This window comes from Streptomyces sp. NPDC001568 (assembly GCF_042893755.1).
Taxonomy (GTDB): Bacteria; Actinomycetota; Actinomycetes; order Streptomycetales; family Streptomycetaceae; genus Streptomyces.
Genome location: NZ_JBIAVF010000010.1, coordinates 100,639 through 112,724 on the forward strand (window position 1 = coordinate 100,639; position 12,086 = coordinate 112,724).

Genomic DNA, 12,086 nt, shown 5'->3' on the forward strand with positions numbered 1-12,086 from the left:
CGGACCCAAAGCCACATGTACGCACCCGAGCGCCAGCAGGAGATCCTGCGCCTGGCCCGCGAGGCCGGACGCGTGGACGTGCTCTCCCTGGCCGAACGCTTCCAGGTCACCGCCGAGACCGTGCGCCGCGATTTGACGGCCCTGGACCGGGCCGGCCTGATCCGCCGCGTCCACGGCGGCGCCATCCCGTCCGGCCGCCTCGACTTCGAGCCCGACCTCACCGAACGCGAGGCCACCGCCGCCGACGAGAAGGACCGCATCGCGGCCGCCGCCCTCCTGTGGATTCCCGACGGCGCCGGCATCATCCTCGACGCCGGCAGCACCGTCGCCCGGCTCGCCGCGCGCATCCCGGTCGACCACGCGCTGACCGTCGTCACCCACGCGCTGCCCGTCGCCGCCCGGCTCGCCGACCACACCGGCATCGACCTGCACCTCGTCGGGGGCCGCGTGCGCCACCGCACCCGGGCCGCCGTCGACGCCTGGGCGCTGCGCGCCTACGCCGAGGTCCGCGCGGACGTCCTCTTCCTCGCCACGAACGGCTTCACCCCCGAAGCGGGCCTGACCACGCCCGACCTGGCCGAGGGTGCCGTCAAGCGGGCGGCGATCGCCGCCGCCCGCCGGGTCGTGCTGCTGGCCGACTCCGCGAAGGCCGGCCAGGAACACTTCGCCCGCTTCGGCACCTTCGCGGACGTGGACCTCCTCATCACCGACACCGGGCTCGCCCCGGCCCACAAGGCGGCGATCGAAGCCGCCGGTACGGAAGTCGAACTCGTATGATCGTCACCGTCACCCCCAACCCCTCCCTGGACCGGACGTACGAGGTCCCCTCGCTGGAGCGCGGTACGGTCCTGCGCGCCACCGGCGACCGGGTCGACCCGGGCGGCAAGGGGGTCAACGTCTCGCGCGCCGTCGCCGCCGCCGGCGTCCCCACGACGGCGGTCCTCCCGCTCGGCGGCAGTCCCGGCATACTGCTCGCCGAACTGCTCGGCGCGCAGGGCGTGGACGTCACCGCGGTCTCCATCGCCGGCCGGACCCGCACGAACATCTCCGTCGCCGAACCGGACGGCACCCTCACGAAGATCAACGCACCCGGCCCGGAGCTGCTGCCCGACGAGTCGGCCCTGCTGCTGGAAACGGTGCGCGCCTGCTCCGCCGAGGCGGACTGGATCGCCTGCTGCGGCAGTCTGCCCGGCGGCCCCGGCCCCGACTGGTACGCCGAACTCGTCGCCCGGGCGCACGAGGGCGGAGCCCGCGTCGCCCTCGACACCTCCGGCCCGGCCCTCCTCGCGGCGCTCCCCGCCCGCCCCGACGTGATCAAGCCCAACGCGGCGGAACTGGCCGAAGCCGTCGGCCGCCCGCTGCCCACCCTCGGCGACGTCGTCAAGGCGGCCGAGGAACTGCGCTCGCTCGGCGCCGGATCCGTCCTGGCCTCCCTCGGCGCCGACGGACAACTCCTCGTCTGCGCGGAGGGCGCCTTCCACGGCACCGCGCCCGTCACCACCGTCCGCAGCGACGTCGGCGCGGGCGACGCGGCCCTGGCCGGGTTCCTCATCGCGGGCGGCGCCGGCCCCGCCGCGCTCGCCTGCGCCCTGGCCCACGGGGCGGCGGCCGTACAACTGCCCGGCAGCGCCATGCCCACTCCCGCGGACCTGCGCCCGGCGGAGGTCCGCGTCACCGCGGACCCGCCCCTGGACCTCCCGCTGACCGGATGCGCCGGCTTCTGACCCACGCTCCCCGCCCGGGCGGGGAGCGTCAGCGCACCCGGGCGCGGACCTCCATGGCCCCGCGCGCGACGGCCTCGCTCTCGTAGACCTCGCACATGTGCCGGCCGTCCGGCGTGGCCGTGTGCTCGACCTCCCACAGGCTGAGTTCGCTGCCGTCCAGCAGCACGAACGCGTGCTCGTACAGGCTGAACCCGGCGTCCCGCCCGTCGGCGAGGCACTGCCGGCCCCCGAACGCCTGCGTGATCCGGTGCCCGTACGCCGACCGCAGCAGCGCCGCCACCGCCTCACCGGGACGGTCGAGGTTCTCCGCGCGCCGCAGCACCCGACGGGCGTGGTCCGCGGACTCCTCCATCGCGTACTCGCGGTTGCGCTCCTGCGGCGTCGACGCCGCGAACAGGGCGCTCAGCACGGAGAGGTCGTCCTCCCGGTCGCCGTCGAGGCCGCCCGCCGGCGACGGATCCAGCACCGATTCCGCGGGCGCCTCACCGAACAGCGCGGTCACCGCGAGGCCGAGCTCCGCCTTGCTCGCGAACACCTCGCAGCGGGTGCCGCGGTCACCCCTCAGCCGGTAGGCGAGCTCCCACAGGGACGCCGAACCGCCGTCGGCCAACAAGTAGGTGTGCCGGTGCGTCTCCCGCCACAGACCCGCCGCCGGGCTGTGGTGGGTGGTGTACAGCGAAGAGCTGTGGGCGAGCGCGGTACCCAGACGCTCCACCAACAGGTCCGGCAGATCGAAGGAGTTGAGTGCGCGGCCGAGGAGTCGCTCGAGGTGCGCCTCGGTTGTCTCGTACGGATCGCTCAAGGTGGGTCTCCAGGCCGTCGCAGGTTGTCACTTCGCAGACGCTCAACGTAGCCCCTGGTTCTGACATCACGTCCGGGGTTCGGTAAAACGTCCGGGAAGTATCAGGGGTTCCCGCCACACCTTCAGGTCAACTTCCTGCTGTATAGGCATGATTCGGGTCGCTCTGTGCAACTGCGGGGGACTATGGGTGCCATGGCAACGAATACAGTGGGCGTCCCCCGTCAGCAGGGACTGCCCGGCGGTCGACACGAGGACGAACCGCCACCGGCCCCGAAGGGGCTGCCATGGCTGCTGGTGCTCACCGGCGCCGCGGGGCTGTTGGCCTCCTGGGTCATCACCCTGGACAAGTTCCTCCTGTTGGAGGACCCGGACTTCAAGCCCGCCTGCAGCCTGAACCCCGTGGTCTCCTGCGGCAGCGTCATGAAGAGCGACCAAGCGGCCGTCTTCGGCTTCCCCAACCCGATGCTGGGTCTGGTCGGCTACGCCGTCGTGATCTGCGTGGGCGCGGGTCTCCTCGCCGGCGCCCGCCACCGCGGCTGGTTCTGGCTGGGACTGAACGCGGGAACCCTCTTCGGCACCGTCTTCTGCGCCTGGCTGATGGTCCAGTCGCTCTACGAGATCAACGCCCTGTGCCTGTGGTGCAGCCTGGCCTGGGTGGCGACGCTGCTGATGTTCTGGGCCGTCACCGCGCACAACGTCCGCGCCGGGCACCTGCCCGCGCCCGCGCCGGTACGGGTCTTCTTCGCCGAGTTCGGCTGGGCGCCGCCGGCCCTGCACATCGGGGTGATCGCCATGCTGGTCCTGACCCGGTGGTGGGACTTCTGGACCGGCTGACGGATCCCGCCCCTCACGCACGGGAGCCCCGGCAGCCGCAAGCTGCCGGGGCTCCCTCACCACCCCGTCACGAGCGGGGCACCCCCTGCTCCACGGGCACCGGGGGCCCGGCCGGAGGGGGCGGTGTTCAGCTGCCGATGGAGCCGTTGCCCGAGAGGACCGGGATGTTGCTGAGGATGTGCGAGAGCGGCTCGTCACCCTTGGCCTGGGTGGAGTTCTCGGCGCACTGCTGGTTCTGCGGGTTGGACAGGACGTTGATGTCCTGGACGCCCACGTTGATCAGGGCCAGGATCGACTGGGCGTTGACCTTCGCCGGCAGACCGATGCAGGGCTTGTTGAGCGTGCCCTGGACCAGGCCGAGCTGCGGGCTCTGGTCGCCGTGGGTCTTCTGGTTGCCGTAGACCTGGGAGGCGCCGTTGCCGTTGACGGTGTTGATCCCGTTGTCGTTGCCGATGGCCATGGCCGGAGCCGCGGCCGCAGCGCCGGCGCCGATGGCAACGGCGGAGACCGCGGCAGCAGTCATGATCTTCTTGAGCATCATTGGTCCTTTTGTCGCACGAGTGCCCGTTAGCGGAGCTCCCTGGACAACTCCCGCTCGCGGGGTTGGTTCCGCTCCTTCACTCAAACGGCCCGTTCGTGCGGCGCCATTCGCCGAAGCGGGTGAGGCCGCTCCGGACGCGTGCGCGAAGCCCGTACGCAGCCACCGGTTCCACCCGGGCGTCCTCCGTCCGGTTGCGGTCCGTAGAAGGTGTTCGCACGGTGGGTAAGGAGGCGGATCGCTCGGGTCCGCTTCTGAACGTCCACTTCCGAAGGAACCTCCATGCAGCGCACCAAGCCGTCCCGCCTCCGCGTCCTCGTCCCGTCGGTCCTCGCCGTCGTCATACTGTCCGGCGCGGTCGCCCCCGCGGTCGCCGCGGACGGCGAGGGTTCGGCCGCCCTCACCAAGAAGGTGGAGGCCGTGCAGGAGCAGCTGGAAAACCTTGAGGGGCTGGAGTCGCGCGCGGCGGCCGGCCCGATCGACGACCTCCTCGCCGGCATCGGCACGACCCTGTCGGACCTCCTCAAGTCGCTCCAGGCGCTGCTGCCCGGCGTGACCCTGCCGGAGATCAAGCTGCCGACGCTCCCCGCCCTCCCGGAGATCCCGGCGATCCCCGGCGTCCCCGCGGTCCCGGGCCTTCCCACGGTCCCGAGCGTCCCCGCGGTCCCGAGCCTGCCGCCGGTCCAGGTTCCGCAGCTGCCCGTGGCCAACCCGGCCGTGCCCCCGACGAGCGGCCTCACCCCCGCGATCCCGGCGATTCCGGCGATCCCCGACATTCCGATCCACTAGCAGTTACGACTAATGGGCTGAACAGGTCTGATCGGTTCCGCAGCCGTGTCGTCCGGGACGGTGGACCGTTTCGCTCGGTGTGAGCCCCGGCATCGGGGCAGGACATCGAACAGAAGGTGCACTTCCCATGAACTCTGCTGCTGCCAAGAAGGCCGCCCTGGTCCTGGCCACCGCTGGTCTCGCCGCGGCCGGTGCCGCCGGCTCCGCCGTCGCCGACTCGTCGGCCGAGGGCGCGGCCGTGGGTTCCCCCGGTGTCCTCTCGGGCAACCTGGCTCAGGTTCCGGTCCACGTCCCGGTCAACGTCTGCGGCAACTCCGTGAACGTGATCGGTCTGCTGAACCCGGCGTTCGGCAACGTCTGCGTCAACGACTGACGTTCGTCGCAGTCTGCACACGTGACTGTGGGCGCCCCCGGCCTCGCCGGGGGCGCCCACCGTCATGTCGGCGGCAGTTCAGTGGGCGCCGCCGTTGAGCTTCACACCGCCGAGGAGCTCCGGGGACGCCTGGGGGGCGACGTTCGCGACCTCCAGCACCTGGCCGGGGAGGTTGTTGCGGGCCTCGTTGACCTTCTGGACGGTGCCGAAGACCTTGTCGACGCTCTCGCCCTGCTCGGCGAGACCGTTGCCCACCGTCTGGGGGAGCGCCTCGGTGACGGGGCCGACGGCGTTCAGCGCGTCGGACAGCCCGCTCGTCGCGCTCATGGGGGGCATCGACGCCGGGGTCTCGGTGGCGAAGGCGGGGGTCGCGGCGCCGAGGGCGGCGAGGGAGCCGGCGACGACAGCGGCGACCTGCTTGAGCTTCATTATCGAAATCCTCGTCTTTCGTGGGCGGAGACGTCAGCGGCGACCGTCGCGCCGCTTTCGCCCTGGGTAACGATTACCGGCCGCTACGGAAACGCCGGGCTTCGGAGCACGGCAACGGCCGGAGAATCCGACGAGGGATTCTCCGGCCGATATTTCTTCTGATTACCGGTATTCCCGGTCAGGAGATCCGGGACCTCCGGTACAGGATCGCGCCGCCCAGGATCAGGGCCGAGGCGAGCGCCGCCGCGGCCGCCGGCTGCCCGGCTCCGGTGGCGGCCAGCTCCGGCGCCGCCGCGTGGGCCGGCGCGGGGAAGGCGGGGGCGGCCGGCGCCGGGGCGGACGGGACCTCCGCGGCCGGGACGGGCCCGGGAGCGGGCGCCGGGGCCGGTACGGGAGGCAGCGGCGCGGGGGCGTCACCGCCGGGGGCGGCCGGGGGCTGGTCGCCGGGACGGACGCTCTCCGGCACCGGGACGGGCGCCGGAGCGGGCCTCACGGGCAGGCTGCCGTGCGGCGGCCGCGTCTCGGGCGGCTCCTGCGCGGCGGGCGGCGCGGGGGCGGGCAACGGCGCCGGGAGCGTGTGGGGCTGCGGCTCGGGCTGCGGCTGCGGTACCTCCTGGACGGGCCCCGGGACGGGCTCGGGCGCCGGGAGCGGTACGGGCTGCGGCTCGGGGAGCGGCGGGACCTCGGGCACCGGGACGGGCGCCGGAGCGGGCAGCGGCGCCGGGTACTCCGCGACCGGCACCGGCGCGGGCTCCGGCAGCGGCGCGGGGTGGTGGGGCGCGGGCGGCGCCGGGTGGGGGACCGGCTGCTCGGCGTGCGGCGGGGGACCCGTGGGGTGGTCGTCGCACTCCTCCTGCGGCTGCTGCTCGCCCGGGCCTCCGTAGCCACCGTCGTCGTGACCGTGGTGGGACGGCTCCTCGTGGCGGGGCGCCGCGTGCCGGGGGAGGTGCGCGCGGGGTTCCTCGTAGCCGCGTTCCTCCTCCTGGCGCTGCGAGGGCAGCGCGTGCCGGCCGCCGGGGCGTTCGTCGAGGTAGCGCTCGAAGGCTTCGGCGTGCTCGGGGCTGAGGTAGCGCTCGTAGTCGTGGTCGACGCCGGAGCCGGTGGTCGTGGCGCAGGTGTTGCCCATCGCGGGGTTGAGGGCGGCGCCCCCGTCCACGCTGTTGCCGCACACGTTCGGGGCGAAGGTGATCGGTACCGAGACGCTGTTGCCGGACAGCACACCCGGCGAATGCGAGGCCTCGGCCGTCGACCCGGGATGCGCGTGGGCCGCGCCGGTCGCGATCGACAGCAGGCTGGACGCGGCCGCCGCCGTGAGCATCCCCTTGCCCAGTACCTGTCGGCTCAGTACCTGTCGCATGGGTCCTTCCCTGTCTACCGGCGCTGGGGCCGGTGCTGAATCGAAGGTGGCCCCGGAGTGCACCGCCGTGCACTCCGGGGCCACCCCGAGGAGGTTCGCCCTCACGGGCGCAGGTGCTTCGTCAGGCGTTGACGCAGGTGTTGCCGAACGCCGGGTTCAGCAGCGCGATCACGTTGACGGTGTTGCCGCAGACGTTGACCGGGACGTGCACCGGGACCTGGAGGAGGTTGCCGGAGAGGACGCCGGGGGAGCCGGCGGCCACGCCGTGGGCACCCGCGTCGGCCATGGCGGGGGAGGCGACACCAGCGGCCATCAGCGCGCCGGCGGCCAGCACCACTGCCTTCTTGTACGTCATTTGATTTCGATCCTTTCCCGCAGAGGCGTATCCACTGCAAAAACAACAACGAGCGGCTCCGGGAAAAGAAACCGGAGATTTTCGGGGGCGGCCGGGCAATTCACTCCGATGCCCCCGGGGTTCACGTACGGAATTCCGAACGGATTCGGTCCGGAATTCGAGAGGTCCTATACGCGGCGAGGCCGTCGCGACCCGAGGGGTGCGACGGCCTCGCCGGGGCGGGGCTGAGGGGGGTCAGCTGCCGGAGGAGACGTTGCCCGAGAGGATCGGGATGTTGTCCAGGATGTGCGAGAGGGCCTCGTCGCCCTTGGCCTGGGTCGAGTTCTCGGTGCACTGCTGGTTCTGCGGGCTGGACAGGACCGGGATGTCCTGGACGCCGACGTTGACCAGGGCGAGGACCGACTGCACGTTGGCCTTGGCGGGCAGGGCGATGCAGGGCTTGTTGAACGAGCCCTGGATGAGCGCCATCTGCGGGCTCATGTTGCCGTACGTGGCCTGGTTGCCGTAGATCTGCGAGGCGCCGTTGCCGTTCACGGTGTTGATGCCGTTGTCGTTCCCGATCGCCATCGCCTGCGGGGCCATCGCGGCACCCAGACCCACGACGGAGGCGGCAACCGCTGCGCCAGCCACAAACTTCTTGATCATTTTCGTCCCTTTTTTGCAGGATTGCCCGGTACTGGAGCACCCGGATCAACGGCCCTGCCCCGGCCCGGGTTGCGTCGATTCACCCGGATGCCGACGTTTCGGATCGGAAGGTTGACGATCAGGCGTTCCCGCGCGGGTTCCCGGAGGGGGCGCGGGGCGGGTCGGGCCCGACTTTCGTGGTGATTTTCGCTATCCGTCCGCACGGGGGTGCGCGGCCTTAACGACCCGCCCACTTCGAGGGTGTGTGCCGTCGCCCAAAAGGCCGTACGAGCGAGTCCGACGTGATTTCCAGCCTGATTTCTGACAAAGTTCACTCCTGTTTTGTCCCCTTGATCGAAAATGGAGACAGGGACATGGGTTCACCCCGCAGAATCCTCGGCACACTCGGCCTGCTGTCCTGCCTCGCACTTTCCGCCCACGCCCCTGCGGTGCAGGCGGCGGAACCGGCCGGGCCGCGCGAATTGCCGCGGGTTCCGTTCACGCAGCGTTATCAAGCCGTCCAGCACGGCGGGCTCGTCCGGGCTTCGAACTCGGGCATCAGCTGCCGCAAGGAGGAGTCCCCGCAGGCGGAGCCGTGTGCCGAGGTCAAGCGGGGTGCGGCCGGGGTCAACAGCGACTTCGAGATGTTCTACAGCGAGGTCGACAAGGACCCGGACACCTACAACTCCACCCGCGCCGAGCTCAAGGTCCCGCAGGGCGCGAAGGTTTCGTACGCCCGGCTCTACTGGGGCGGGAACCTGCGGGTGGGGGAGCAGAAGCCGCCGCAGGACAACGGTCGGGTGCTGGTCGCCGAGCCGGGGGGCGCGTACAAGGCGGTCCTGGCCGACACCGTGATCGGGCACCGCACGGACGCCGGCAGTGACGCCTACCAGGCCTCGGCCGACGTGACCCCGCTCGTGCGCAAGGGCGGCGCCGGTCTGTGGACCGTCGCCCAACTGAACATCGCCATGGGGCACTCGGACGTGGGTGCCTGGGGCGGGTGGACGCTGGTGGTCGCCTACGAGCACCCGCAGGAGCCGCTGCGTCGGATCTCGCTGTGGGACGGCTTCGAGGGGCTGGTGGCCGGTGGCGGCGAGGCGGCCGGGGAGACGGTGGAGATCACCGGGCTCGACGCGGCGGCCGGTTCCGCGGGGCGGGCCGGGGTGGTCGCGTACGACGGGGACCGCGGGACACTGGGGGACTCACTCACGGTGACCGCCGACAGTGGTCGTCGGATCAGCCTCAGTGATGCAGAAAATCCTTTTAATGATGTTATGAATTCCACCATCACGGAATTCGGACGTCCCTCGTTCGTGCGACAGCCCGAACATATTAACAATCTCGGATATGACGCGGACGTGTTCGATCTCGGTCCCGCGCTGTCCGGTGGTGCCCGCAGCCTGAGCTTCAAGTTCACAGGCGAAAGTCAGGGTCAATTCCTCGGTGTGCTCTTCGTTCAGACAGACGCGCGCCGCTGAACGCAGGAGTCCACTCCACGTGCCGACACATCCATCAGCGCAGCCCTCACAGCCCTCACAGCCCTCACCGGCACCTTCCGGAGCCGGCTTCACCGTCCTGCACCTCGTGCAGCCCGTGGACGGCGGCGTGGCCCGGGTGGTCACCGACCTCGTACGGGCCCAGGCCGCCGGCGGGCTGCGCGTCGTCGTCGGGTGCCCGCCCGGCGGGCGGCTCGCCGACGACGCCCGGGACGCCGGGGCCGAGGTGCTCCCCTGGCGCGCCGGGCGGGCCCCCGGCCCCGGCCTGCCCGCCGAGGTGCTCGGCGCCGCCCGGCTGGTCCGCCGGGTCCGGCCCGACCTGCTGCACGCCCACAGCGCCAAGGCGGGACTCGCCGGCCGGCTCGCCGTACGGGGCTCCCTGCCCACGGTGTTCCAGCCGCACGCCTGGTCCTTCGACGCCGTCGGCGGCGCCACCGCCGCGCTCGCGCTGCGCTGGGAACGCTTCGGCGCCCGCTGGGCCGACCGGGTGCTCTGCGTCAGCGAATCCGAGCGCCGGGAGGGGGAGTCCGAGGGCATCGCCGGCCGCTGGTCGGTGATCCGCAACGGCGTCGACCTCGACCACTTCCGACCCGGTCGGCCCGACCCCGGGCTCGACCGGGCCGAGGCCCGCGCCGGGCTCCCGCTGCCCGACGGACTACGGGGCGAGCGGCCGCTCGCCGTCTGCGTCGGCCGGCTCTGCCCGCAGAAGGGCCAGGACATCCTGATCCGGGCCTGGCCGGAGGTGCTCGGAGCCGTTCCCGAGGCCCGGCTGGCGCTGGTCGGGGACGGTCCGGACGGCGAGCGGCTGCGCCGCACGGCACCGCCCGGTGTGTTCTTCGCGGGGGCCGCCGCGGACATCCGACCGTGGCTTCGGGCCGCCGATCTCGTTGTACTGCCGTCGCGGTGGGAAGGAATGGCGCTCGCTCCGCTCGAAGCCATGGCCTGTGGTCGACCGGTCCTGGTCTCCGACGTCAGCGGTGCGCGGGAGAGCCTGCCCTCCGGCCAGGGACGGCTCTGCCTGGTGCCGCCGGAGGACCCGACGGCCCTGGCCAAGGCCCTGGGGCGGCTGCTCGCCGAACCGCGGCTGCTCGCCGAACTCGGTGAGCAGGCCCGGCAGCACGCCCGGACCGACTTCGACGTGCGGCGGACCGCGGACGCGGTCACCGGCCTGTACCACGAACTGCTGGGCAGGCCCCGGCCCTCGAACCAGGAGCGCATCAGCCGATGACGATGGACAGCGCACCCGCCCGGCACGGCGGGCAGGGCGGTACGGGGCCGGCCGGCGGCAGCGCCTTCGCGCCCGCGCCGCCGGCGGAAGCCCGCCGCTCCGTGACGGCGATCCACCCCCCTCGGGGGCCCCGGGCCGAGCGGGCCCGGCCCGTCCTGCGTCCGCAGCGGGTCCGCCGCCGCGACGGGGTCGGCCCGCTGCTGACCGTGGACGCGCTGGCCGTCGCGGCCGCCGCGGCGGCCCTACCGGCATCGGCGCTGCCGCCCGGTGCGGGCGCGCCCGCCGTCGTCCTGCTCGCCGCCGCGTACACCGCCCTGCACGCGCAGGCCGGCCTCTACCGGCCCCGGCTCGCGCCCTCCGCCCTGTTCGAACTGCCCGCGCTGCTCGGGCGGGCCGCCGTGCTGTGGTGCGCGGCCGCCGCCGTCCTCGCCGCCGCCCTGCCGGGGCACGCGCTGGGCTGGAGCGCCCTGCTCGGCGCCGTCTGCCTCCAGGCCCTGCTGGCCTGCGCGGGACGCGGATTCGTCAACCAGCTGCACCGCCGCTCCGCCGTGCGCAGGCCGCTCTCCGCGCTCGTCGTCGGCCCCGGCGAGGGCGCCGGCGCGGTAGCCGCCGCCCTGCACGGCCGCCCCGAGTACGGGCTGCGGCCCGTCGGCATCGCCGACACCACGCCCGCCGCCGACGGGCAGGGCGGGCAGCTGCCGCTGCTCGCCACCCACGAGGACATCCGCCGCGCCGTCATCCAGAACTCCGTGCGGCACGCCGTGTTCACCCGGCCTCCCGAGGCCGACGAGCGGACCGCCTCCCTGGTCCGGCTCTTCCACGACCACGGCTGCCGGCTCTGGCTCGCCGACCCGGCCGGCACCGCCAAGGTCACCGGTATGCGGGTCGCGCAGCCCGCCGACCAGCTGTGGGGGTACGCCGTGCAGCCGCTGCTGCCGCGCCCCTCCCGGCCGTTGGAGCGCTTCGTCAAGCGGGGCATCGACTCCTCCCTCGCCGCCCTGGCCCTGCTGGCCGCGGCCCCCGTCATGGGCGCGTGCGCGCTGGCCGTACGGCTCGCCGACGGACCCGGCGTGATCTTCCGTCAGGAGCGGGTCGGCCTGTACGGGCGCCCCTTCACCCTGCTGAAGTTCCGCACCCTGCGCGCCGACGAGCACGAGGCCGCGACCCGCTGGACGGTCGCCGGCGACCGCGGCATGAGCCCCGTCGGCTCCTTCCTGCGCAAGTCGTCGCTGGACGAACTCCCGCAGCTGTGGAACGTCGTACGGGGTGACATGAGCCTGGTCGGACCGCGCCCCGAACGACCGTTCTTCGTCGCCAAGTTCAGCAGCATCCACCCGGGCTACGAGGCCCGCCACCGGATGCCCGTCGGGATCACCGGTCTCGCGCAGATCAACGGCCTGCGCGGGGACACCTCCATCGAGGACCGGGCCCGCTTCGACAACCACTACATCGACACCTGGTCGCTGTGGCAGGACCTGTGGATCCTCGCCCGGACCGCGGCCTCCTTCTTCCGCTTCCGGCTGGGAGGGAGTTGAGC

At 72.8% G+C, this 12,086-nt stretch carries 14 protein-coding genes; 8 read left to right on the top strand and 6 right to left on the bottom strand.

All coding sequences use genetic code 11. The annotated features are described in order from the left end of the window. The first annotated feature begins 15 nt into the window (after positions 1-15). Both ACFY0I_RS19655 and pfkB read left to right on the top strand, forming a co-directional pair. Positions 16-777: a DeoR/GlpR family DNA-binding transcription regulator gene (locus ACFY0I_RS19655; protein WP_388897145.1), complete on the top strand. Its 762-nt coding sequence runs from the start codon at positions 16-18 to the stop codon at positions 775-777. Then, positions 774-1,724 carry a 1-phosphofructokinase gene (pfkB, locus tag ACFY0I_RS19660; RefSeq protein WP_388897148.1) on the top strand — a complete coding sequence of 317 codons (951 nt, stop codon included), beginning with the start codon at positions 774-776 and terminating at the stop codon, positions 1,722-1,724. Before ACFY0I_RS19655 ends, pfkB begins: the two co-directional genes overlap by 4 nt. 28 nt (positions 1,725-1,752) lie before the next feature. On the opposite strand, the gene ACFY0I_RS19665 is transcribed toward pfkB, so the two are convergent. Beyond that, positions 1,753-2,526 (bottom strand): DUF6227 family protein, encoded by a 774-nt coding sequence (locus tag ACFY0I_RS19665; protein ID WP_388897152.1) that lies wholly within the window; start codon positions 2,524-2,526, stop codon positions 1,753-1,755. A gap of 192 nt (positions 2,527-2,718) precedes the next feature. Between ACFY0I_RS19665 and ACFY0I_RS19670 the strand changes: the two genes are divergently transcribed. Then, positions 2,719-3,360 carry a vitamin K epoxide reductase family protein gene (locus tag ACFY0I_RS19670; RefSeq protein WP_388897155.1) on the top strand — a complete coding sequence of 214 codons (642 nt, stop codon included), beginning with the start codon at positions 2,719-2,721 and terminating at the stop codon, positions 3,358-3,360. 127 nt (positions 3,361-3,487) lie between these two features. Here ACFY0I_RS19670 and ACFY0I_RS19675 read toward each other — a convergent pair whose 3' ends face one another. After that, positions 3,488-3,898 (bottom strand): rodlin, encoded by a 411-nt coding sequence (locus ACFY0I_RS19675; protein ID WP_388897605.1) that lies wholly within the window; start codon positions 3,896-3,898, stop codon positions 3,488-3,490. 282 nt (positions 3,899-4,180) lie between these two features. Between ACFY0I_RS19675 and ACFY0I_RS19680 the strand changes: the two genes are divergently transcribed. Both ACFY0I_RS19680 and ACFY0I_RS19685 read left to right on the top strand, forming a co-directional pair. Beyond that, positions 4,181-4,687 carry a hypothetical protein gene (locus ACFY0I_RS19680; RefSeq protein ID WP_388897157.1) on the top strand — a complete coding sequence of 169 codons (507 nt, stop codon included), beginning with the start codon at positions 4,181-4,183 and terminating at the stop codon, positions 4,685-4,687. Between the two features lie 127 nt (positions 4,688-4,814). After that, positions 4,815-5,060: a chaplin gene (locus tag ACFY0I_RS19685; protein WP_281209865.1), complete on the top strand. Its 246-nt coding sequence runs from the start codon at positions 4,815-4,817 to the stop codon at positions 5,058-5,060. A gap of 78 nt (positions 5,061-5,138) precedes the next feature. Here the strand turns inward: ACFY0I_RS19685 and ACFY0I_RS19690 are convergent, their stop codons facing one another. The 4 genes from ACFY0I_RS19690 to ACFY0I_RS19705 form a co-directional block, all read right to left on the bottom strand. Next, positions 5,139-5,489 (bottom strand): hypothetical protein, encoded by a 351-nt coding sequence (locus ACFY0I_RS19690; RefSeq protein ID WP_388897159.1) that lies wholly within the window; start codon positions 5,487-5,489, stop codon positions 5,139-5,141. A gap of 178 nt (positions 5,490-5,667) precedes the next feature. After that, positions 5,668-6,846 (bottom strand): chaplin, encoded by a 1,179-nt coding sequence (locus ACFY0I_RS19695; RefSeq protein WP_388897162.1) that lies wholly within the window; start codon positions 6,844-6,846, stop codon positions 5,668-5,670. 121 nt (positions 6,847-6,967) lie between these two features. Continuing rightward, entirely contained in the window at positions 6,968-7,201 is a 234-nt protein-coding gene (locus ACFY0I_RS19700; protein ID WP_388897165.1) for a chaplin, read from the bottom strand. A 234-nt stretch (positions 7,202-7,435) separates the two neighbouring features. Beyond that, positions 7,436-7,846, bottom strand: coding sequence for a rodlin (locus tag ACFY0I_RS19705; protein WP_281209869.1), 411 nt, complete (start codon positions 7,844-7,846; stop codon positions 7,436-7,438). Positions 7,847-8,127: 281 nt separating this feature from the next. On the opposite strand from ACFY0I_RS19705, the gene ACFY0I_RS19710 reads away from it, so the two are divergent. The 3 genes from ACFY0I_RS19710 (at position 8,128) to ACFY0I_RS19720 (ending at position 12,084) form a co-directional block, all read left to right on the top strand. Then, positions 8,128-9,303, top strand: coding sequence for a DUF3344 domain-containing protein (locus tag ACFY0I_RS19710; protein ID WP_388897168.1), 1,176 nt, complete (start codon positions 8,128-8,130; stop codon positions 9,301-9,303). A gap of 97 nt (positions 9,304-9,400) precedes the next feature. Then, positions 9,401-10,549, top strand: coding sequence for a glycosyltransferase (locus tag ACFY0I_RS19715; protein WP_388897608.1), 1,149 nt, complete (start codon positions 9,401-9,403; stop codon positions 10,547-10,549). A 2-nt stretch (positions 10,550-10,551) separates the two neighbouring features. Continuing rightward, a complete protein-coding gene (locus ACFY0I_RS19720) occupies positions 10,552-12,084 on the top strand; it encodes an exopolysaccharide biosynthesis polyprenyl glycosylphosphotransferase (protein ID WP_388897611.1) in 1,533 nt (510 codons plus the stop codon). Positions 12,085-12,086 lie beyond the last annotated feature (2 nt).

Bases quoted from the DNA above. Each gene is read 5' to 3' on its own strand.
- pfkB (WP_388897148.1), top strand. From the start codon at position 774: ATGATCGTCACCGTCACCCCCAACCCCTCCCTGGACCGGACGTACGAG.
- ACFY0I_RS19675 (WP_388897605.1), bottom strand. From the start codon at position 3,898: ATGCTCAAGAAGATCATGACTGCTGCCGCGGTCTCCGCCGTTGCCATC.
- ACFY0I_RS19655 (WP_388897145.1), top strand. From the start codon at position 16: ATGTACGCACCCGAGCGCCAGCAGGAGATCCTGCGCCTGGCCCGCGAG.
- ACFY0I_RS19705 (WP_281209869.1), bottom strand. From the start codon at position 7,846: ATGATCAAGAAGTTTGTGGCTGGCGCAGCGGTTGCCGCCTCCGTCGTG.
- ACFY0I_RS19685 (WP_281209865.1), top strand. From the start codon at position 4,815: ATGAACTCTGCTGCTGCCAAGAAGGCCGCCCTGGTCCTGGCCACCGCT.
- ACFY0I_RS19670 (WP_388897155.1), top strand. From the start codon at position 2,719: ATGGCAACGAATACAGTGGGCGTCCCCCGTCAGCAGGGACTGCCCGGC.
- ACFY0I_RS19720 (WP_388897611.1), top strand. From the start codon at position 10,552: ATGGACAGCGCACCCGCCCGGCACGGCGGGCAGGGCGGTACGGGGCCG.
- ACFY0I_RS19680 (WP_388897157.1), top strand. From the start codon at position 4,181: ATGCAGCGCACCAAGCCGTCCCGCCTCCGCGTCCTCGTCCCGTCGGTC.
- ACFY0I_RS19695 (WP_388897162.1), bottom strand. From the start codon at position 6,846: ATGCGACAGGTACTGAGCCGACAGGTACTGGGCAAGGGGATGCTCACG.
- ACFY0I_RS19700 (WP_388897165.1), bottom strand. From the start codon at position 7,201: ATGACGTACAAGAAGGCAGTGGTGCTGGCCGCCGGCGCGCTGATGGCC.
- ACFY0I_RS19690 (WP_388897159.1), bottom strand. From the start codon at position 5,489: ATGAAGCTCAAGCAGGTCGCCGCTGTCGTCGCCGGCTCCCTCGCCGCC.